General features: G+C 68.0%; 17 protein-coding genes. 10 read left to right on the forward strand and 7 right to left on the reverse strand.

Features of this window, described 5'->3' with window-relative positions; translation table 11 throughout:
- Position 1: 1 nt before the first annotated feature.
- Positions 2 to 541 (forward strand): gamma carbonic anhydrase family protein, encoded by a 540-nt coding sequence (locus WKF39_RS02805; RefSeq protein WP_340385688.1) that lies wholly within the window; start codon positions 2 to 4, stop codon positions 539 to 541.
- Positions 542 to 580: 39 nt separating this feature from the next.
- Here WKF39_RS02805 and serC read toward each other — a convergent pair whose 3' ends face one another.
- A complete protein-coding gene (gene serC / locus WKF39_RS02810; RefSeq protein ID WP_340385691.1) occupies positions 581 to 1687 on the reverse strand; it encodes a phosphoserine transaminase in 1107 nt (368 codons plus the stop codon).
- A gap of 131 nt (positions 1688 to 1818) precedes the next feature.
- On the opposite strand from serC, the gene WKF39_RS02815 reads away from it, so the two are divergent.
- The 4 genes from WKF39_RS02815 to WKF39_RS02830 are packed head-to-tail and all read left to right on the forward strand — an operon-like array spanning position 1819 to position 7646.
- Positions 1819 to 3651: a methylmalonyl-CoA mutase subunit beta gene (locus WKF39_RS02815; RefSeq protein ID WP_340385693.1), complete on the forward strand. Its 1833-nt coding sequence runs from the start codon at positions 1819 to 1821 to the stop codon at positions 3649 to 3651.
- Positions 3648 to 5831, forward strand: coding sequence for a methylmalonyl-CoA mutase (scpA, locus tag WKF39_RS02820; protein ID WP_340385695.1), 2184 nt, complete (start codon positions 3648 to 3650; stop codon positions 5829 to 5831). Before WKF39_RS02815 ends, scpA begins: the two co-directional genes overlap by 4 nt.
- A gap of 27 nt (positions 5832 to 5858) precedes the next feature.
- Positions 5859 to 6830 carry a methylmalonyl Co-A mutase-associated GTPase MeaB gene (gene meaB, locus WKF39_RS02825; RefSeq protein ID WP_340385697.1) on the forward strand — a complete coding sequence of 324 codons (972 nt, stop codon included), beginning with the start codon at positions 5859 to 5861 and terminating at the stop codon, positions 6828 to 6830.
- Positions 6831 to 6854: 24 nt separating this feature from the next.
- A complete protein-coding gene (locus WKF39_RS02830; RefSeq protein ID WP_340385699.1) occupies positions 6855 to 7646 on the forward strand; it encodes a transglutaminase family protein in 792 nt (263 codons plus the stop codon).
- A gap of 287 nt (positions 7647 to 7933) precedes the next feature.
- Here WKF39_RS02830 and WKF39_RS02835 read toward each other — a convergent pair whose 3' ends face one another.
- From WKF39_RS02835 to WKF39_RS02845, 3 genes are all read right to left on the reverse strand, one after another.
- Positions 7934 to 8857 (reverse strand): hypothetical protein, encoded by a 924-nt coding sequence (locus tag WKF39_RS02835; protein ID WP_340385701.1) that lies wholly within the window; start codon positions 8855 to 8857, stop codon positions 7934 to 7936.
- A 29-nt stretch (positions 8858 to 8886) separates the two neighbouring features.
- The gene (locus tag WKF39_RS02840; RefSeq protein WP_340385702.1) at positions 8887 to 9174 is read right to left on the reverse strand and encodes a DUF4287 domain-containing protein; all 288 of its coding nucleotides are present in this window, start codon (positions 9172 to 9174) and stop codon (positions 8887 to 8889) included.
- Between the two features lie 105 nt (positions 9175 to 9279).
- The gene (locus WKF39_RS02845; protein ID WP_340385704.1) at positions 9280 to 10062 is read right to left on the reverse strand and encodes a TetR/AcrR family transcriptional regulator; all 783 of its coding nucleotides are present in this window, start codon (positions 10060 to 10062) and stop codon (positions 9280 to 9282) included.
- A 90-nt stretch (positions 10063 to 10152) separates the two neighbouring features.
- Here WKF39_RS02845 and WKF39_RS02850 point away from each other — a divergent pair, with 90 nt between their 5' ends.
- Positions 10153 to 11115, forward strand: coding sequence for an ATP-binding cassette domain-containing protein (locus WKF39_RS02850; protein ID WP_340385706.1), 963 nt, complete (start codon positions 10153 to 10155; stop codon positions 11113 to 11115).
- Positions 11112 to 11924 (forward strand): ABC transporter permease, encoded by an 813-nt coding sequence (locus WKF39_RS02855; protein WP_340385708.1) that lies wholly within the window; start codon positions 11112 to 11114, stop codon positions 11922 to 11924. The genes WKF39_RS02850 and WKF39_RS02855 overlap by 4 nt, the downstream gene beginning before the upstream one ends.
- A 109-nt stretch (positions 11925 to 12033) precedes the next feature.
- On the opposite strand, the gene WKF39_RS02860 is transcribed toward WKF39_RS02855, so the two are convergent.
- A complete protein-coding gene (locus WKF39_RS02860) occupies positions 12034 to 13140 on the reverse strand; it encodes a citrate synthase 2 (RefSeq protein WP_340385710.1) in 1107 nt (368 codons plus the stop codon).
- 36 nt (positions 13141 to 13176) lie between these two features.
- Here WKF39_RS02860 and pdxH point away from each other — a divergent pair, with 36 nt between their 5' ends.
- The gene (pdxH, locus tag WKF39_RS02865) at positions 13177 to 13821 is read left to right on the forward strand and encodes a pyridoxamine 5'-phosphate oxidase (RefSeq protein ID WP_340385712.1); all 645 of its coding nucleotides are present in this window, start codon (positions 13177 to 13179) and stop codon (positions 13819 to 13821) included.
- 55 nt (positions 13822 to 13876) lie between these two features.
- Here pdxH and rfbB read toward each other — a convergent pair whose 3' ends face one another.
- Positions 13877 to 14875, reverse strand: a complete 999-nt coding sequence (gene rfbB, locus WKF39_RS02870) for a dTDP-glucose 4,6-dehydratase (RefSeq protein ID WP_340385714.1) — start codon at positions 14873 to 14875, stop codon at positions 13877 to 13879.
- Between the two features lie 156 nt (positions 14876 to 15031).
- Here rfbB and WKF39_RS02875 point away from each other — a divergent pair, with 156 nt between their 5' ends.
- Positions 15032 to 15697 carry a DedA family protein gene (locus WKF39_RS02875; RefSeq protein WP_340385716.1) on the forward strand — a complete coding sequence of 222 codons (666 nt, stop codon included), beginning with the start codon at positions 15032 to 15034 and terminating at the stop codon, positions 15695 to 15697.
- A gap of 66 nt (positions 15698 to 15763) precedes the next feature.
- Complete coding sequence (locus WKF39_RS02880) at positions 15764 to 17032, forward strand: MFS transporter (RefSeq protein ID WP_340385718.1); 1269 nt, start codon at positions 15764 to 15766, stop codon at positions 17030 to 17032.
- An 8-nt stretch (positions 17033 to 17040) separates the two neighbouring features.
- Here WKF39_RS02880 and WKF39_RS02885 read toward each other — a convergent pair whose 3' ends face one another.
- Complete coding sequence (locus tag WKF39_RS02885) at positions 17041 to 17757, reverse strand: hypothetical protein (RefSeq protein ID WP_340385720.1); 717 nt, start codon at positions 17755 to 17757, stop codon at positions 17041 to 17043.
- Positions 17758 to 17765: the final 8 nt, after the last annotated feature.

Genomic DNA, 17765 nt, shown 5'->3' on the forward strand with positions numbered 1-17765 from the left:
CATGCTGATCGCACTCGGAGACAAGGTCCCCCAGATCGACGAGACCGCGTGGGTCGCACCCAATGCGACCTTGGCCGGTGCGGTCACGATCGGCGCCGGGGCCAGCGTCTGGTACGGCGCGGTGCTCCGCGCCGACAACGAGCCCATCACGATCGGTGCGCGCTCGAACGTGCAGGACAACTGCGCGTTCCACGTCGACAAGGGCAAGCCGGTCGTTCTGGGCGAGGACGTGTCGGTCGGGCACGGGGCCGTGATCCACGGCGCCACGATCGAGGACGGCGTGCTGGTCGGCATGGGCGCGATCATCATGAATGGGGCGGTGGTCGGTGCGGGGTCCCTGGTGGCTGCGGGCGCCCTGATCTCCGAGGGTGTCGTCATCCCGCCTCGGTCGCTCGTCGCGGGCGTGCCCGGCAAGGTGCGGCGCGACCTCACCGACGAGCAGGTGGCCGGTCTGCGCGCCAACGCCGGGATCTACGAGGAGCATCGTGAGCTGCACCGCCGGGGCGTCGAGATCGAGGAGCCCACGAGCGCCAGCGACTAGGGGCCGAGCATCAAGGCGTCATCGGTGAGGCGTCGTGGGTCAGAGGTTGGCCACGACGAAGTCGATGCACTGCGTGAGCCTGGTGATGTCGTCGGGCTCGATCGCGGGGAACGTCGCGACGCGCAGCTGGTTGCGGCCGAGCCCGCGATATCCCGCGACATCGACGACGCCATTGCGGCGCAGCGCATCCGTCACGGCGGTGGCATCCACGCCCTCGAGGTCGATCGTCCCGACGACGAGCGAGCGGTCGGCCGGGTCGGTCACGAATGGGGTGGCGTATGTCGAGGCCTCGGCCCACTGATAGAGCCGGGTGGAGGAGTCAGTCGTACGCTCGACTGCCCACTCGAGTCCGCCCTGAGCGTTGATCCAGCGCACTTGGTCGTCGCTCAGGAAGAGCGTGGCCAGGGCCGGAGTGTTGTAGGTCTGGTTCTTGCGTGAGTTGTCGATCGCGAGGGGCAGGTCGAGAAATCCGGGGATGTGCCGACCGCTGGCCTTGATCTCCTCGGCGCGGTCGATCGCCGCAGGCGACATCAACGCGATCCACAACCCACCATCGGATGCGAACGTCTTCTGCGGGGAAAAGTAGTAGACGTCGGTCTGCGCGATGTCGATCGGCAGCCCGCCGGCCCCCGAGGTCGCATCGATCAGCACGAGCGAGTGGTCGTCGGCACCGGCAACGCGCTCGACCGGCACCATGACGCCGGTCGACGTCTCGTTGTGCGCCCACGCGTATGCGTCGATGCCCGCCTCCGCGATCGGCACGGGGTGCGTCGTGACGTCACTCTCGATCAGGTGCGGATCGGCGAGGAAGGGCGCCCCGGACACCGCCTCAGCGAACTTGCGGGTGAACTCGCCGTGCACGAGGTGCTGGCTGCGCTCGCGGATCAAGCCGAACATCGCGGCGTCGAAGAATGCGTGCGAGCCGCCCACGCCCAGCACGACCTCATAGCCGTCGGGCAGAGTGAACAGCTCGGCGAGACCCTCGCGGAGGCTGCCGACGAGGTTGCGCACGGGGGCCTGTCGGTGGGACGTGCCCATGAGCGAGTCGCCGGTGGACGCCAGGGCCTCGAGTGCCTCGACGCGCACCTTCGACGGGCCGGAGCCGAAACGTCCGTCTCCGGGCAGGAGCTCCGCAGGAATCTTCACCCGTCCAGTCTCTCAGGCCTGCTCCACGCGAGTCTCAGCACACATCCAGCACGCAGGTCATGACCGAACTAGGCCGTCACATTTGTCACATTGGGTGGCCGAGGTCACGGCCTGTTCGTACGATGCCCCTTATGGCATCGGACCCAACGGCAGGATCAGGGAGGGCGGCGATCGAGGTCCCGCTCTCCGAGGGCCTCGAGCACTCACAGGACGAATGGGAGCAGGCGGCCGCCGCAGTCCTCCGCAAGGCCGGGAAGCTCGCCGACGATGCGTCCGACAGCGAGGTGTGGCACCAGCTCGCGACCACGACTCTCGACGGCATCTCGGTCACCCCGCTCGGCACCCCAACACTGTCCGAGGACCTGCCCGACGGTGGGCTCCCGGGCCAGGCGCCCTTCACCCGCGGCAGCGTGGCCTCCCGCGAGCTCGACGGATGGGACGTCCGCGCCTGGTTCGCCGACCCGGACGCCGAGCGCACGGCCAGAGACGTCGTCACCGACATCGAGAACGGGGTCAACTCGCTGTGGCTCTCCACCGGCACCGGGGCCATTCCCATCGACGCGCTCGCGACGATCCTCGAACCGGTCTTTCTCGATCTCGCTGCGGTCGTCCTCGACGCTCCAGCTGAACCGGTCGAGGCGGCCCAGGCCCTGGCCGCGATCCTCGACGACAAGGCGGTCACTGCCGCGCCCGGTACGTCTTTCGGCGCCGATCCGCTCGGTGCCCTGATCCGTGGCCGCGGGGTCACCGACCTGGGGGTCGTCGGCGACGTAGCGGCACTCGCCGGGCCGCTCGGCGTCCGCGCCGTCACGGTCGATGCGACCGCGGTGCACGATGCGGGGGCCTCGGATGTCCAGGAGCTCGCCTATTCGCTCGCCGCCGGGGTGACGTATCTCCGCGCTCTGGTCGAGGCCGGATCCAACGTCGACGACGCGGCCGCACTCATCGACTTCCGCTATGCCGCGACCGACGAGCAGTTCCCGACGATCGCCAAGCTCCGTGCCGCCCGCCGGTTGTGGAACCGGGTGGCCGAGCTCAGCGGGGTCACGAGCGCTGCGGCCGGCCAGCTGCAGCATGCCGTCACGTCGCGGCCCATGATGGCGCGCTATGACCCCTACGTGAACATGCTCCGCACCACGATCGCCTCGTTCGCCGCCGGCGTCGGGGGAGCGGCATCCGTCACGGTGCTCCCGTTCGACGAGCCGCTGGGCCTGCCGGAGCCGTTCAGCCGCCGCATCGCCCGCAACACCTCGAGCCTGCTGATCAGCGAGTCGCACGTCGCCGAGGTCGCCGACCCGGCCGGGGGAGCGCACGCGGTCGAGAAGCTCACCGACGACCTGGCGCGGGCAGCGTGGGAGCTGTTCGGCGAGATCGAGGGCAGGGGCGGGCTGCTGGAGTCGCTCGACGTCCTCCGATCGGGGATCGCCGAGACGGTCTCAGCCCGCGCACTCGACATCGCGACGCGCAAACGATCCATCACGGGTGTCTCGGCGTTCCCCAACCTGCATGAGGAGCTGCCGCAGCGCAGGCCCTACGGAGAGCCGATCGGCGTCCACCGCTATGCGGGAGAGTACGAAGCCCTGCGTGACGAGCGCGCGTCGACGCCGGTGTTTCTGGCGTCGATGGGGCCGGTGGCGGCCTTCACCGCCCGCGGAACCTTTGCGGCCAACCTGTTCGCCGCAGGCGGCGTCGACACCGTCGTCGCCGGGCCGACCGAAGGCGTCGACGACGTCATCGCGTCCCATGCCGAGGCCGGCAGGCCGGCTGTGGTGTGCCTGGTGGGCAACGACAAGGCATACAGGGAGTGGGGAGCCGATCTCGTCACAGCGCTGCGTGATGCCGGCGCGACCCACGTCGTCGTCGCTGGCACGGCAGACATCGGCGCCGACACGACCGCAGCCGTCGGCCAGGACGCCCTCGCCTTCCTGCGAGAGACCCGCACCAAGCTGGAGGTATCAGCATGACCATTCCCGACAGCTTCCATGGGCTGCCGCTGGATCCCGAGCGGCCGTACGACCCGGATGCCGACACGTACGCCCGGGCGACCGACGGCGCTGAGCCGTGGGCGGCACCCGAGGGCGTCGACATCGAAGGCCTCTACACGCCCGCCGACCTCGAGGGCCTTGACGCGCTTGACACCTACCCCGGCCTCGCGCCCTACCTGCGGGGTCCTTATCCGGCGATGTACACGACCCAGCCGTGGACGATCCGGCAGTATGCCGGCTTCTCCACCGCCGAGGAGTCCAACGCGTTCTATCGCCGCAATCTCGCGGCCGGGCAGAAGGGCCTCTCGGTCGCCTTCGACCTCGCGACGCACCGCGGCTATGACTCCGACAACCCTCGGGTGGTCGGTGACGTCGGCATGGCCGGCGTGGCGATCGACTCGATCTATGACACCCGCAAGCTGTTCGAGGGCATTCCGCTCGATGAGATGAGCGTGTCGATGACGATGAACGGCGCGGTGCTGCCGGTGCTCGCGCTCTACATCGTTGCGGCCGAGGAGCAGGGCGTGCCGCCCGAGAAGCTGTCAGGGACCATCCAGAACGACATCCTCAAGGAGTTCATGGTCCGCAACACCTACATCTATCCGCCGGCTCCCTCGATGCGGATCATCTCGGACATCTTCGCCTACACCGCGCAGAGGATGCCTCGTTTCAACTCGATCTCGATCTCGGGCTATCACATCCAGGAGGCCGGGGCGACGAACGACCTCGAGCTCGCCTACACGCTGGCCGACGGCGTCGAGTACATCCGGGCCGGCCTCGACGTCGGCCTCGACATCGATGCCTTCGCCCCGCGGCTGAGCTTCTTCTGGGCGATCGGGATGAACTTCTACATGGAGATCGCCAAGCTGCGGGCAGCCCGTGCGTTGTGGGCGCAGCTGGTCGCGGACTTCAAGCCCAAGAACGCCAAGAGCCTGAGCCTGCGCACCCACAGCCAGACGTCGGGCTGGTCGCTGACCGCCCAGGACGTCTACAACAACGTCGGCCGCACCTGCATCGAGGCGATGGCTGCGACCCAGGGGCACACGCAGTCATTGCACACCAACGCACTCGACGAGGCAATCGCGTTGCCGACCGACTTCAGCGCCCGCATCGCCCGCAACACCCAGCTGCTGCTGCAGCAGGAGTCCGGCACGATCGACATCATCGACCCGTGGGGAGGCTCCTACTACGTCGAGCGCCTCACCCACGATCTGGCCAACCGCGCCTGGGCGCACATCCAGGAGGTCGAAAAGGCCGGCGGCATGTCCAAGGCGATCGAGGCGGGCATCCCCAAGATGCGTATCGAGGAGGCCGCCGCGCGTACGCAGGCGCGCATCGACTCCGGCCAGCAGGCCGTCATCGGCATCAACACCTATCGGCTTGCCGATGAGGACCCGCTCGACGTCCTCAAGGTCGACAACAAGGCGGTGTATGCCTCGCAGATCGCCAAGCTCGAGCGCCTGCGCGCCGAGCGCAGCCAGGCCGATGTCGACGCCGCACTCGCAGCGCTGACATGGAGTGCGGAGCGCGGCTCCGCGAGTGACGGGTCGCTTGATGACAACCTGCTGACGCTGGCGGTCGATGCGGCTCGGGCGAAGGCGACCGTCGGTGAGATATCCGACGCACTGGAGAAGGTCTATGGGCGTCACCAGGCCGTGATCCGTACGATCTCAGGTGTGTACCGCACCGAGGCCGGCCAGGGGGGCAACATCCAGAAGGTCATCGACGCCACCGAGGCGTTCGAGCAGGCCGAAGGGCGTCGCCCGCGCATCCTGGTCGCCAAGATGGGACAGGACGGTCACGATCGCGGTCAGAAGGTCATCGTCACGGCGTTCGCCGACATGGGCTTCGACGTCGATGTCGGCCCGCTGTTCTCCACACCGGAGGAGGTCGCCCAGCAGGCGATCGACGCCGACGTGCACATCGTGGGCGTGTCGAGTCTTGCTGCAGGACATCTCACCTTGCTGCCGGCGCTGCGCCAGTCGCTTGCCGAGATGGGTCGCCCCGACATCATGGTGGTGATCGGCGGGGTCATCCCCCCTGACGATGTCCCGACACTCAAGGAGATGGGCGCCGCGGCGGTCTTCCTGCCCGGCACGGTCATCGCCGACTCAGCGCTCGACCTGCTCGACAAGCTGCAGCAGACCTCCACCCCGTGATCGCCCACCCATGATCGGCGGAGCCTGATGGTCGACCTCGCGGACCTCGCCGACGATGTCCGGGTGGGCAAGCGGGCGGCGATCTCGCGTGCGATCACGCTGATCGAATCGAGCCGGCGCGACCACCGGGCCGAGGCGCGTGAGCTGCTCGGCCTGCTGACGGAGGAGGCTGGAGGAGCCGTACGTGTTGGCATCTCGGGCGTGCCCGGAGTCGGCAAGTCGACGTTCATCGAGGCGCTCGGCACGCATCTGGTCGACGAGGGGCACCGCGTCGGCGTTCTCGCCGTCGACCCGTCGAGCGTACGCACGGGAGGCTCGGTCCTCGGTGACAAGACGCGGATGTCCAAGCTGGCCGTGAGCCCCGATGCCTACATCCGCCCGTCGCCCAGCGCGGGCACCCTCGGCGGTGTCGCCCGGGCCACGAGCCAAGCCATGACGGTGCTGGAGGCGGCGGGATTCGACGTCGTCCTGATCGAGACGGTGGGAGTCGGCCAGTCCGAGATCACCGTCGCCGGCATGGTTGACACCTTCTTGTTCCTGACGATCGCGCGCACGGGTGACCAGCTGCAGGGCATCAAGAAGGGCATCCTGGAGATCTCGGACGTCGTTGCGGTCAACAAGGCCGACGGCGAGCGTGCACAGGAGGCCGAGGCGACGTCCAAGGACCTCGCCGGGGCCCTGCGCATGGTCTATGCAGGCGGCACCGGGTGGGTCCCGCCGGTCCTGACCTGTTCGGCGCTCGACGGCACCGGCATCGACACGGTGTGGAGCAGGATCATCCGGCACCGGGAGTTCCTGGGCAGCAAGGGTCTGCGGGAGAAGCGGGCGCAGCAACAGCTTGACTTCACCTGGGCGCTGGTCCGGGATGAGCTCGACCAGCGACTGCGGACCGATGCGCGGGTCGCGGCCGTACGCAAGGAGATCCGTGAGGCCGTGCTCTCCGGTGAGATGCCGGCCTCCACGGCCGCCGACAAGATCCTCGAGGCCTACGACTCCTGACCAGTGGTGTGACACGATCGGGCAGTGAAGCGATCAGTCTCAGCCCATCTCACGCTCAACCTGCACGCCGATGCGGACCTGATCTTCTCGATCGCGGTGGCCAAGGGCGTCGATGCCACCGAGACGTTCACGATCACGTCTGAGGGCGCCGAGCTCGAGGCGCACGAGATCGCCGGTCGACATGGCACCCGGCTGCACCGCTTGACCGGCCCCCCGGGTCGGATGACGATCGACTATTCCGCCGAGGTCATCGGATCGGCCGACCCGGCACCCGTCGACGAGCTGGACCTAATCGAATATCGCCGGCCGAGCCGCTACTGCGAGTCCGACACCCTGTTCTCGACCGCCAGGTCCGAGTTCGCGGGAGTGCGCGGCAAGGATCTGCTCGACGCCGTCAGCTCCTGGGTCGGCGCCCACCTCTCCTACGTGCCGGGGGCCAGCCAGCCCACCGACGGTGCCGTCGCGACGATGTTGGCGAGGCAAGGTGTGTGCCGTGACTACGCCCACCTCGTCGTCGCGATCCTGCGTGCCCTGGACGTGCCGGCACGACTGGTCTCGGTCTACGCCCCTGGGCTTTCACCGATGGACTTCCACGCAGTCGCCGAGGCGTACATCGAGGACGCGTGGCACGTCGTCGACGCCACGACTCTCGCTCCGCGGGGCAGCTTGCTCCGCATCGCGACCGGCCAGGACGCGTCGGAGACCGCATTCTTGTCGCAACACTGGGCTCAGGTCGACCTGCTGTCGATCAACGTCACCGCTGTTGTGGACTCGCTGCCCACGGATGACCTTGCGCAGCTGACCCAGCTGCGTTGAGCGAACGCGATCGCGAAAGTGACGCCTTTGCTGACAGATTGACACCTGCGTGGGATCGGCTGGGGGTTCGCGCGATCGCGATGCTCATGAGGACTAGTTCGACATAGTTCTAATGGACTAGTTTTTGCGCTACAGTCATGCCTGCAACTTCGTTGCGCGGACACGTCAGCGTTCATCTGAGGTGTCAGGCCCGAACCGTTCGGGGGGATGCTCGGGCCTGGGCAAGGCCGTCGCGACGGCGTGATGGGGCCGGCCAGATCGGGGGGATGGCCGGCTCCTGTCCGCGGTCACTTCAGCGCGAGTCGCCGGTACGCGTAGGACCCGCTGGTGATGTCCCAGCCGCCGATCCTCCAGCCGCGGCCCTCGCGGCGCAGGAAGAACGTCGCGCTGGTCGGGACGGTCACCATGTCGTGACGGCGGATGCTGGTGTTGAACACGGGTGCAGAGGCCGAGGCTTCGAGCCTGGCGACAATTCGCGGCTCGGCCTTCGACCGATCCACACTGATCCGGACGCGGGACCACTTCGGATTGATCCACTCGTCGCGATGCCTGTAGCCCTTGGTCGTGAATGCCGTGCCGTAGAAGACACGGCCCCGTCCGGCAGACGCGTGCTTCGCGCCTTTGGCGGTGCCTTCGCCGCGGAACAGCACGAGCCCAAGATCCTCCCGGGCATCGACGCTGTCAGGATTGGCGAGAAAGGTGTTGATGCGGGGTCGGTATCCCCTCACGGCGGACTCCGTGAGCGCCGGTAGAACGAAGTCGAGATCCTTGGCGGCGTAGGAGCTGCGGGGCAGTGACAACCGTGAATAGCGCCGATCGAAGATGAAGCTCACTGCGGCGCAGGCAGCCCGGAGAACTCTCGCCTTGCCGAACTCTCGCTGTGCCTCGGCGGCACCGGTCGTCCGTACGGCCGGGCACCAGTCGACCTTCGAGCCGTCGGCTGTGGCAGCGTCGGGCCGGCCGGGCCACGGGCCGCGCACGGAGGCCGGGGCGAGCCGGCCGCTCGGCTCGGGAGCGGCGGTGGTCGCAGTCGATGAGGGGGAGGGGGAGGGAGTTGCAGTGGACGGTTCGCCCTCCGTGGTCGCCGTGGATGTCGGGCGGGCCCTGTCGTCGCCGACTGACCCATCGGGAGAGGCAAGGACCAGTGCGACGCTCGCGAGGACGACGCAGGAGATGACCCCCGCGAGGATCGTGCTCCACTTTGATCTCACGGCGCTCAGCATAGGCGAGGAGTGCCGGGTCAGGTCCGGTTGTGCTTGCCGTCCAGCCAGAGCGTGTCGGAGTCGTCCCGGTGTGTCCCATCCGTGCCGACATGCTTGTTGCTGATCGCGGGCCCGTTCTTGATGACATGGACCAGCGCCATGGCGTGGCCCCGGCCGAGGTCGTAGTCGGTCTTGAGCCACTCGACGATCACGCCGGCCTTGATCTCGGGCTGGTCGTATCCGCGCTCGTGCGCCAGCGCAATGATCTCCCGCGGGGTGAGGCCGGTCTTTTCCTCGGCCTTGTCGAGGTAGGCCTGAAATGACATCGCGATCGTCTCCTTGATTCCTGGGGTGTGGTGCTGGCACTCATACGTCGACCGGCCGGCGCCGATTTCGACATCGGTTCCACGCGTTCTTCGGGTGAGCAGGGATCATGCGTCGACGGACTTCGCGACCAGCAGCTCGATGCCGTCGAGCAGGAGTGCGAGCCCGAACTCGATGTCGTCCTCGAAAGGCCGGTCGAACGCCCCGGTCTCCCAGATGTGCGTCATGGATGGGAAGCGCTCCGGTGTGTAGTAGGTGCCCCAGAAGCTGCCCCGCGACTCCCAGTACTCATCGGCCGTGATGCCGGTGTTGGACGAGACGCTGGTGTCGGTGATCCGGCCGCGGGCCACCCCGAACACGTGCGACTCGACCAGGCTTGCCACGCGCACCACGTCGACCTCGGTGAGGCCCGTCAGCCGGGTGGCTGAATAGATCGACTCCTGCACATCCAGCACGTGGGGGCCGAGCGGCATACGCCAGAGGTTGGCACGGATCAGCCACGGATAGGTCTGGTACATCGCCCAGGCCTCGCGGGCGTGGGCCTCGAGCTGCGACCGCCAGGGGAGGGTCGGGTCGGGGAGCGACCGTACGGCATACGCACGATCGATCATCAGCTCGAAAAGCTCGTCACGACCCGGAACGTACGTATACAGGCTCATGGCGCCGACGTCGAGATGGGCTGCGACATTGCGCATCGAGAGCTTGTCGACTCCCTCGGAGGCCGCCACAGACATGCCGGCCTCGATGACCTGGTCGAGGGTGAGCTTCTGCTTGGGCCCCCGGCCGGCCGGGGCGGGTGGATCCCACAGGAGCTCGATCATGTGGCGTCCCTCGGGCGTGCCCCAGGTCGAGGGTTCGCTCTCGGGAACGGGTTGTGAAACGTCTGCCACGGCAATCCTCCTCGAGCCACGTTCTTGTCACACCGTACACCGTATGATGTAATTGTAAGTATTCAGTACAACGTACGAAAAGGGACCCACATGATCCACACCGAACAGCTCACCCGGACCTTCGTGTCCGGGAAGGAGACCGTAGAGGCGGTCCGCGGAATCGACCTCGACGTCGCCGCGGGCGAGCTCGTCGCCTTCCTCGGCCCCAACGGCGCCGGCAAGTCGACGACGCTGCGCATGCTGACGAGCCTGCTGCCGCCGACCTCGGGCAACGCGACGGTGGCGGGCATCGACGTCACGGCGGACCCGGCCGGAGTGCGCAGCCGCATCGGCTACATCGGCCAGAAGGATGGGGCGGGCCACAACTACCGTGTCTGGGACGAGCTCCTCCTGCAGGGGCGCTTCTACGGACTCAGCAAGGATCGTGCCGCGACCCGGGCCGACGAGCTCCTCGGCTCGCTCGACCTCGAGGCCATGAAGCTGCGCAAGGTCAGCACGCTGTCCGGTGGCCAGAAGCGGCGCCTCGACATCGCCCTGGGTCTCATCCACGAACCTGCCCTGCTGTTTCTCGACGAGCCGTCGACCGGGATGGACCCGCAGAACCGGGCCAACCTGTGGGACCACATCCTGCGCCTGCGAGAGGAGTTCGGCACGACGATCGTGCTGACGACGCACTACCTCGAGGAGGCCGACACGATGGCCGAACGAGTCGTCGTGATCGACCACGGCAGGATCATCGCCGACGACACCGCCGATGCGCTGAAGGCCGAGCAAGCCGGCGACCGCATCTCACTCACGATCGATGCGGCCGATCTCCCGACGACCAGGGACGTGGTCGGGCGGACCGGCACCGAGGTCCAGGAGGCGCCGAACGCGGGAGGCGTCACGATCTCGTTCCGCGTCGATGCAGGGCCGGCGGCGCTGCCCGGCGTCCTGCACGCGCTCGGCGACAAGGGGGTTGCCGTGAGGGCGGCGACGCTCAAGCAACCCACTCTCGATGACGTATTCCTCAACCTCACCGGCCGCAGCCTTCGCGAAGGAGCAGAAGCATGACCACGATCATCGATTCAGCCGCCACCTCCGACCGCATCGCCCGACGATCGCTGCTCGGCGACATCAGGTCGGTGTGGATGCGCGAGACGCTCACGATCCTGCGGGACCCGTTCTCGCTGATCTTCTCCCTCATCCAGCCACTGGTGTTCCTGGGGCTGTTCGGCCCGCTTCTGTCAGGTGTCGCCGGTGAGGACGGGCTCGGTTTCGGCTCGACGCTGCAGTTCTTCCTGCCCGGTGTCGTGGTCATGATCACGATGTTCGGCACGTCGATGACCGGCGCCAACCTGCAGTTCGAGATCATGACCGGCGCGTTCGAGCGGATCCTCGCGACGCCGCTTGCCCGTCCCGCCCTGCTGATCGGCCGGGCCCTGAAGGAGCTGACGCCGCTGGTCGTACAGGCGCTCATCATCACGCTGGTGGCGGTCCCGTTCGGGTTCGAGTTCTTCCCGGGGCACATCGTGGTCGGACTGTTGATCCTTGGCGTCTTCGGGGTCGGGGTCGGCGCGCTGTCGTACGCCTTGGCGATCGCGACCCGCAAGAACGAGTGGGCGTTCTGGGCGGTGCAGCAGTCGCTGCTGTTCCCGCTGCTGATCCTGTCGGGCATGATGCTGCCGCTGGAGACCGGACCCGAGTGGATGCAGGTGTTGTCGAAGTTCAACCCGTTGACCTACATCGTCGATGCCGAGCGGGTGCTGTTCTCCGGCACCTTTGATGACCGGGCGGTGCTGTTCGGGCTGATCGCGGCCGTCGTCACGGCGGCCGGAGGTCTGTGGGTCGGTGTCCGCACCGTCACCAAGAGCATCCTGTAGCGGGACCTCGCCAGTTCGGCGGTGACCTACCGACCTTTCAGCACCTCGGATAGGTCGCTGGTCCACCGCTCGATGCTGGTGGCGGGGCGGTGGGCCGCCGGACCTGGGGTCAGTCCGTGGCCCAGGCCGGGTCCCAGCCCTCGACCTCAACAGCGCCGCGGCTTGCCGGGCCGGTGTAGATCGCCGACGGGCGGATCAGGCGGCCCGTGCGCTTCTGCTCGAGGATGTGGGCGCTCCACCCCGCTGTGCGGGCCGAGGTGAACATCGCGGTGAACATGTGCGGCGGAACTTCGGCGTAGTCCAGGACGATCGCCGCCCAGAACTCCACATTGGTCTCGAGCACGCGGTCGGGACGACGCTCGCGGAGCTCCTTGAGGGCAGCCTCCTCCAGCGCGACTGCGACCTCGGCGCGCGGAGCGTTGAGCTCCTTGGCCGTACGTCGCAGGGTCCGTGCGCGGGGGTCCTCGGCGCGATAGACGCGGTGACCGAAGCCCATCAGGCGCTCGCCGCTGTCCAGGAGGCCCTTGACGTAGGCCGTGGCGTCGCCGGACTTCTCGACCTCTTCGATCATCGTGAGCACCCGGGCGGGGGCGCCGCCGTGCAGTGGGCCGGACATCGCGCCGACGGCTCCGGAGAGTGCGGCGGCGACATCGGCGCCGGTCGACGCGATGACGCGGGCCGTGAACGTCGAGGCGTTCATGCCGTGCTCAGCGGCCGAGACGAGGTAGGCGTCGATGGCCTTGGCGTGATCGGGGTTGACCTCGCCCCGCCAGCGCGTGAGCATACGGCCGATGATCGTGTCGTTCTTGTCGATCTCTGCCTGCGGCACCATCGGCTTGCTGACACCGCGAGCGGCCTGGGCGACATAGGAAAGGACCATGACCGCGGTGCGGGCAAGGTCCTCACGAGCCTGGGCGTCGTCGATGTCATAGAGCTGCTTGAGGCCCCAGGCAGGTGCCGTCAGCGCGATCGCGCTCTGTACGTCGGCACGGATGTCGCCGGAGTGCACCGGGATGGGGAACGGCTCGGCCGGCGGGAGCCCCGGCTCGTAGCAGCCATCGACGAGCAGCCCCCAGATCTTCTCGAACGGCACGCGGCCGACGAGGTCGTCGATGTCGACACCGCGATAGCGCAGCGCAGACCCTTCTTTGTCGGGTTCGGCGATCTCGCTCTCGAACGCAACGACGCCTTCAAGTCCGTGGTGCACTTCAGTCATACCGTGCATTCTGCCCTGCGCTACTACCGTTGAGTCATGGAGTCCCCTGATTTGGCCCGAATGCGAGCCGAGTACGCCCGGGACGGGCTCGAGGAGGCGGCTGCGGGTGACGATCCGCTGGCCCTGTTCGGACGATGGCTGGGTGAGGCGATCGACGCGGGTCTGCACGAGCCGAACGCGATGGCGCTCGCGACCGCGACGCCCGACGGCCGGCCGTCGTCGCGCATCGTCCTGCTGAAGGGCCTCGACGACCGGGGCCTCACCTTCTTCACCGGCTACGAGTCGCGCAAGGGCGCCGAGCTGGCGGCCAATCCGCGGGCTGCGGCAACGATGCTGTGGCATCCGCTGCAGCGTCAGGTCCGTGTCGAGGGGCCGGTGGCCAGGATCGATGAGGCCGAGTCCGACGCGTATTTCCAGTCCCGTCCTCGCGGTTCTCAGATCGGCGCTGTCGCCTCCCCCCAGTCCCGACGGATCGCCAGCCGCGAGGTGCTCGAGGAGCGGGTCATCGAGGTCGAGCAGATCTTCGCGGGCCATGACGTGCTACGACCGCCGATCTGGGGTGGCTACCGGATCGCGCTCGAGCAGGTCGAGTTCTGGCAGGGCCGTGAGAGCAGGCTGCACGATCGGCTGAGATACCTACGCCAGGGCGATGGCTGGCGTCGCGATCGCCTCGCGCCGTGACGGGACACCCTGTCAGGTCGTGCGCGGGGCGTAGATCTCGGCGAAGACCCGACACTCACTGCCCGTGTCGTGCATAAATGGATTCGGTTGCGGCCTTGCTCTGTCGCCACCAGTGCTCGTTGGCGCGGTACCACTCGACGGTGTCCGCCAGGCCCGAGGTGAAGTCGGCGAGCTCTGGCGCCCAGCCCAGCTCGGCCCTCAGCTTGCCCGAGTCGATCGCATAGCGGCGATCGTGGCCGGCCCGGTCGGTGACGTGATCGAAGTCGTAGGGCTCGCGGCCGAAGAGTGCCAGAAGCTGCGCGACGACCTCACGGTTGCCCAGCTCACCGGCGGCGCCGATCAGGTATGTCTCACCGATCGCACCCCGCTCGAGGATCGTCAGGACGGCTCGGCTGTGGTCATCGACGTGGATCCAGTCCCGCACGTTGAGCCCGTCGCCGTAGACCCGAGGCCGCAGGCCGTCGATCAGCTGGGTGATCTGTCGTGGGATGAACTTCTCGACGTGTTGATAGGGACCGTAGTTGTTCGAGCAGTTGCTGATCGTCGCACGTACGCCGAAGGAGCGGACCCATGCTGCGACGAGGAGGTCCGACCCGGCCTTGGTCGCGGAATAGGGGCTCGAGGGGTTGTAGGGGGTCGATTCGGTGAACCGTGCAGGGTCATCGAGGTCGAGATCGCCGTAGACCTCATCTGTCGAGATGTGGTGGAAGCGCACATCGTGCCGGCGGGCGGCCTCGAGCATGGTGAACGTGCCGACGAGGTTGGTCTGCACGAACGTGCTGGGGTCGGCGAGCGAGTTGTCGTTGTGTGACTCCGCGGCAAAGTGGACGACTGCGTCATGTGAGCCGACCAGGCCGTCGACGAGCGCGGCATCGGCGATGTCACCGACCACGAGGCGGCAGCGTTCTTCGGGCAGGCCGTCGAGGCTCTCCCGGCTTGCGGCATAGGTCAGCTTGTCGAGGACCGTGACGTCGAGATCGGTCGATGCGATGAGGTGACGGACGAAGTTGGAGCCGATGAAGCCGGCGCCCCCGGTCACCAGGACGTTTCGCATGTGGCCACAGTAGTGGCCCGGTTCGCTGCCTCGGCGAAAGGAAGGGCTGGGCCTGCTCGACGACCGTTGAGCTGTCCCATGACTGCATACCTGCTGTTCACGCGGCATCCACCTCGACGCAGGGATCGCGTCATGCCACCGCGTCACGCTGGAGGCATGACGGCAACCGCGCTGACTCTCGCCCTGGGCTTCTGCCTCGCCTTCGCCGAATCCGGCCTGGGGTTCGGCATGGTGGTGCCCGGGGAGACCGCCGTCGTCGTGCTCGCCGCGACGATGGGCTCGCCGGTCGAGATGGTCATGCTCGGTGTCGCGGTGATGATCGGCGCGTGCCTCGGTGATCACGTGGGCTATCTGCTCGGTCGTCGATACGGAGATGCCCTGCGCGAGACCAAGATGGTCAGGCGCCTCGGCGTACGCCACTACGACCGCGCGACCGACCTGCTCCGCCGTCGCGGAGGCGTCGCGGTGTTCGCGACGCGGCTCGTCCCGATCGTGCGCACCCTCACACCGGCTGCGGCCGGTGCCTCAGGACTGGAATATCGCCGGTTCGGACCGCCATCGCTCGCGGGATCGGCGACATGGGCAGCGGCATACGTCGGTGGCGGTTCCACCGTCGGTGCACTCGCGGCGATGACGTCCGACATCTTCGGGCGCGCTTCGTGGCTGTTGCTGGTGCTGCTCGCACTGGCCGTGATCCCGGTGCTGATCATTCGCACCGTCGTGGGCGTTCGTCCGGTGTCTGCCGCACCGGACGTGGCGTCCCTCGAGCTTGCCGCCCGGCGGTCGAGGTTCTCACCGCTGGTCGGCGACCTCCAGCCCTGACCTCGGCCGGCCCGATGAGGGCGGCCATCGACTCCGGCTGGTGCGGCACGGTGACATGATCGACCGGTGAGCTTCCTGGCCCGTGCGGGACGCGTCGTCACCGACGTCCGGCCCCTGCGGGAGTCACCTGCGTACCGCCGGCTCTGGTTCGGTCAGACGATCTCGCAGTTCGGTCAGCAGATGACCGTCATCGCCATCGCATTCCAGGTCTACGACCTCACACAGTCATCGTTCAAGGTCGGGCTCGTGGGGCTGTGTGGCCTGGTTCCCCTGGTGCTCGGCGGGCTCTATGGTGGTGCGCTCGTCGACGCGTTCGACAGACGCCTCGTGGCGCTGTGGTCGGCAGTCGGCCTGTGGATCTGTTCCGGCGTCCTGGTTGCACAGGCATATGCGGAGATCGACTCGGTCGGCCTCCTGTATGTCCTCGTGGGCCTGCAGGCGGTGTTCTTCGCGGTCAACAACCCGGCTCGATCTGCGATGCTGCCCCGTCTTCTGCCGGCCGAGCAGCTGCCCGCGGCCAATGCGCTCGGGATGGCTTCGTTCAACCTCGGCTTCACGGTCGGCCCGTTGCTCGGCGGGGTGATCATCGGGTGGCGCGGTGTCGACGTCGCCTACACCCTGGATGCGCTCACATTCGGAGCCGCCTTCTACTCGCTGATCCGCTTGCCGCCCATGCCTCCGGCCCACACCGGTCGACAGGCGCCCGGGCTGCGCTCAGTCGTCGAGGGCCTGCGATTCCTGGCGGCGGCACCCAATCTGCGCATGACGTTCATCGTCGACCTGTGTGCGATGGTCTTCGCCCAGCCCCGGGCGCTGTTCCCGGCCCTGGCGATCACGGTCTACGCCGGCTCGGCCTCGACGCTCGGCCTGCTGCAGGCGGCGCCGGCGATTGGCTCGCTGATCGCGTTCTCGGTCTCCGGCTCGATCGGCCGGGTGCGACGGCAAGGCGTCGCGATCGTCGTTGCCATCGCGGTCTACGGGGCGGCGGTCGCCGCGACCGGATTCTCCGCCATCGGGTTGCCGGGTGTCCTGTGGCTCGGCGTCACCTGCCTCGCGCTGTCGGGCGCTGCGGACATGGTCAGCGCGTCATACCGCTCGACGATCCTGCAGACCGCCGCTCCTGATGAGCTGCGCGGACGACTTCAGGGCGTGTTCATCGTCGTCGTCGCCGGCGGGCCGCGCCTCGGCGACTTCCTGATCGGCTCGATCGCGGCAGCAACCAACGAGGAATGGGCCATGATCATCGGGGGAGCGCTGTGCCTCGCCGGCCTGGCGACCGCCGTGATCCTGCAACGCAGGTTCCTCGCGTACGACGCCAGGGACCCTGAGCCCTAGGCCCCGGTTCAGGGTGAGGTCGGCAGGTCGACCTGGATCCAGGTCTGCTCGGACCGCCCCAGCAGCTCGCCGTCTGCTGCGTAGAGCGCGGTGCCGGTCCAGAACTTGCGCCCCTCCTGCGCGTGCAGGTCGCCGACCGCGATGCAGGGCTCGCCGGCGAGCGGCCGCCGCAGGAGCTCGGCGGTCATGCGGCCCAGCACCATCGTGCGCTTGCTGAAGTCGGCTGCCCAGCCGCCGGGGCAGTCCAGCGATGCCCAGGCCACGCAGGCGCCGATCGTCCCGTCGGGACCGGCGAATGCCTCGTGCGGTGTCCACGGCGCCGCAGTCAGCCCGGGGTTCGCCGGGTCGATGGGCCCGGCGAACAGTCGCAGCCCGTCGCCCTCGCCGCGAGCCGTGCCGCACGTGAAGCAGTGATCGAAGGGGTGGTGCGTGAAGCCGGGATAGTTGGCCAGGCCTGCGGCGGCCTCCTCCGCGGAGGGACCGGCCGGGACCTCGCGGTCGAACGCACCCGGCGATGCACTGCCGATGATGGCGCCGCCGGCGGTCAGCAGTCTGACATCGGGGCCGTCGCGCTCCCAGCTGAGCGGTACGTCGAGCGGCGGCGGAATTCGCAATGTCGAGGTGACCGGGCCGTCGCCGGTGACTTCCTGGGCGAGCAGACCCGCGACATAACCGCCGTTGCCCGAGTGGAGGGGCCCGTTGAACTGGGCAGGAATCGTGACCACGGGATCAA

This window comes from Aeromicrobium sp. (genome assembly GCF_037719875.1).
Lineage (GTDB): Bacteria > Actinomycetota > Actinomycetes > Propionibacteriales > Nocardioidaceae > Aeromicrobium.

What these genes read in the sequence shown, in the direction of transcription:
- WKF39_RS02805 (WP_340385688.1), top strand. Translation starts at nt 2, where the DNA reads ATGCTGATCGCACTCGGAGACAAGGTCCCCCAGATCGACGAGACCGCG.
- WKF39_RS02815 (WP_340385693.1), top strand. Translation starts at nt 1,819, where the DNA reads ATGGCATCGGACCCAACGGCAGGATCAGGGAGGGCGGCGATCGAGGTC.
- scpA (WP_340385695.1), top strand. Translation starts at nt 3,648, where the DNA reads ATGACCATTCCCGACAGCTTCCATGGGCTGCCGCTGGATCCCGAGCGG.
- meaB (WP_340385697.1), top strand. Translation starts at nt 5,859, where the DNA reads ATGGTCGACCTCGCGGACCTCGCCGACGATGTCCGGGTGGGCAAGCGG.
- WKF39_RS02840 (WP_340385702.1), bottom strand. Translation starts at nt 9,174, where the DNA reads ATGTCATTTCAGGCCTACCTCGACAAGGCCGAGGAAAAGACCGGCCTC.
- WKF39_RS02850 (WP_340385706.1), top strand. Translation starts at nt 10,153, where the DNA reads ATGATCCACACCGAACAGCTCACCCGGACCTTCGTGTCCGGGAAGGAG.
- WKF39_RS02855 (WP_340385708.1), top strand. Translation starts at nt 11,112, where the DNA reads ATGACCACGATCATCGATTCAGCCGCCACCTCCGACCGCATCGCCCGA.
- WKF39_RS02860 (WP_340385710.1), bottom strand. Translation starts at nt 13,140, where the DNA reads ATGACTGAAGTGCACCACGGACTTGAAGGCGTCGTTGCGTTCGAGAGC.
- pdxH (WP_340385712.1), top strand. Translation starts at nt 13,177, where the DNA reads ATGGAGTCCCCTGATTTGGCCCGAATGCGAGCCGAGTACGCCCGGGAC.
- rfbB (WP_340385714.1), bottom strand. Translation starts at nt 14,875, where the DNA reads ATGCGAAACGTCCTGGTGACCGGGGGCGCCGGCTTCATCGGCTCCAAC.
- WKF39_RS02875 (WP_340385716.1), top strand. Translation starts at nt 15,032, where the DNA reads ATGACGGCAACCGCGCTGACTCTCGCCCTGGGCTTCTGCCTCGCCTTC.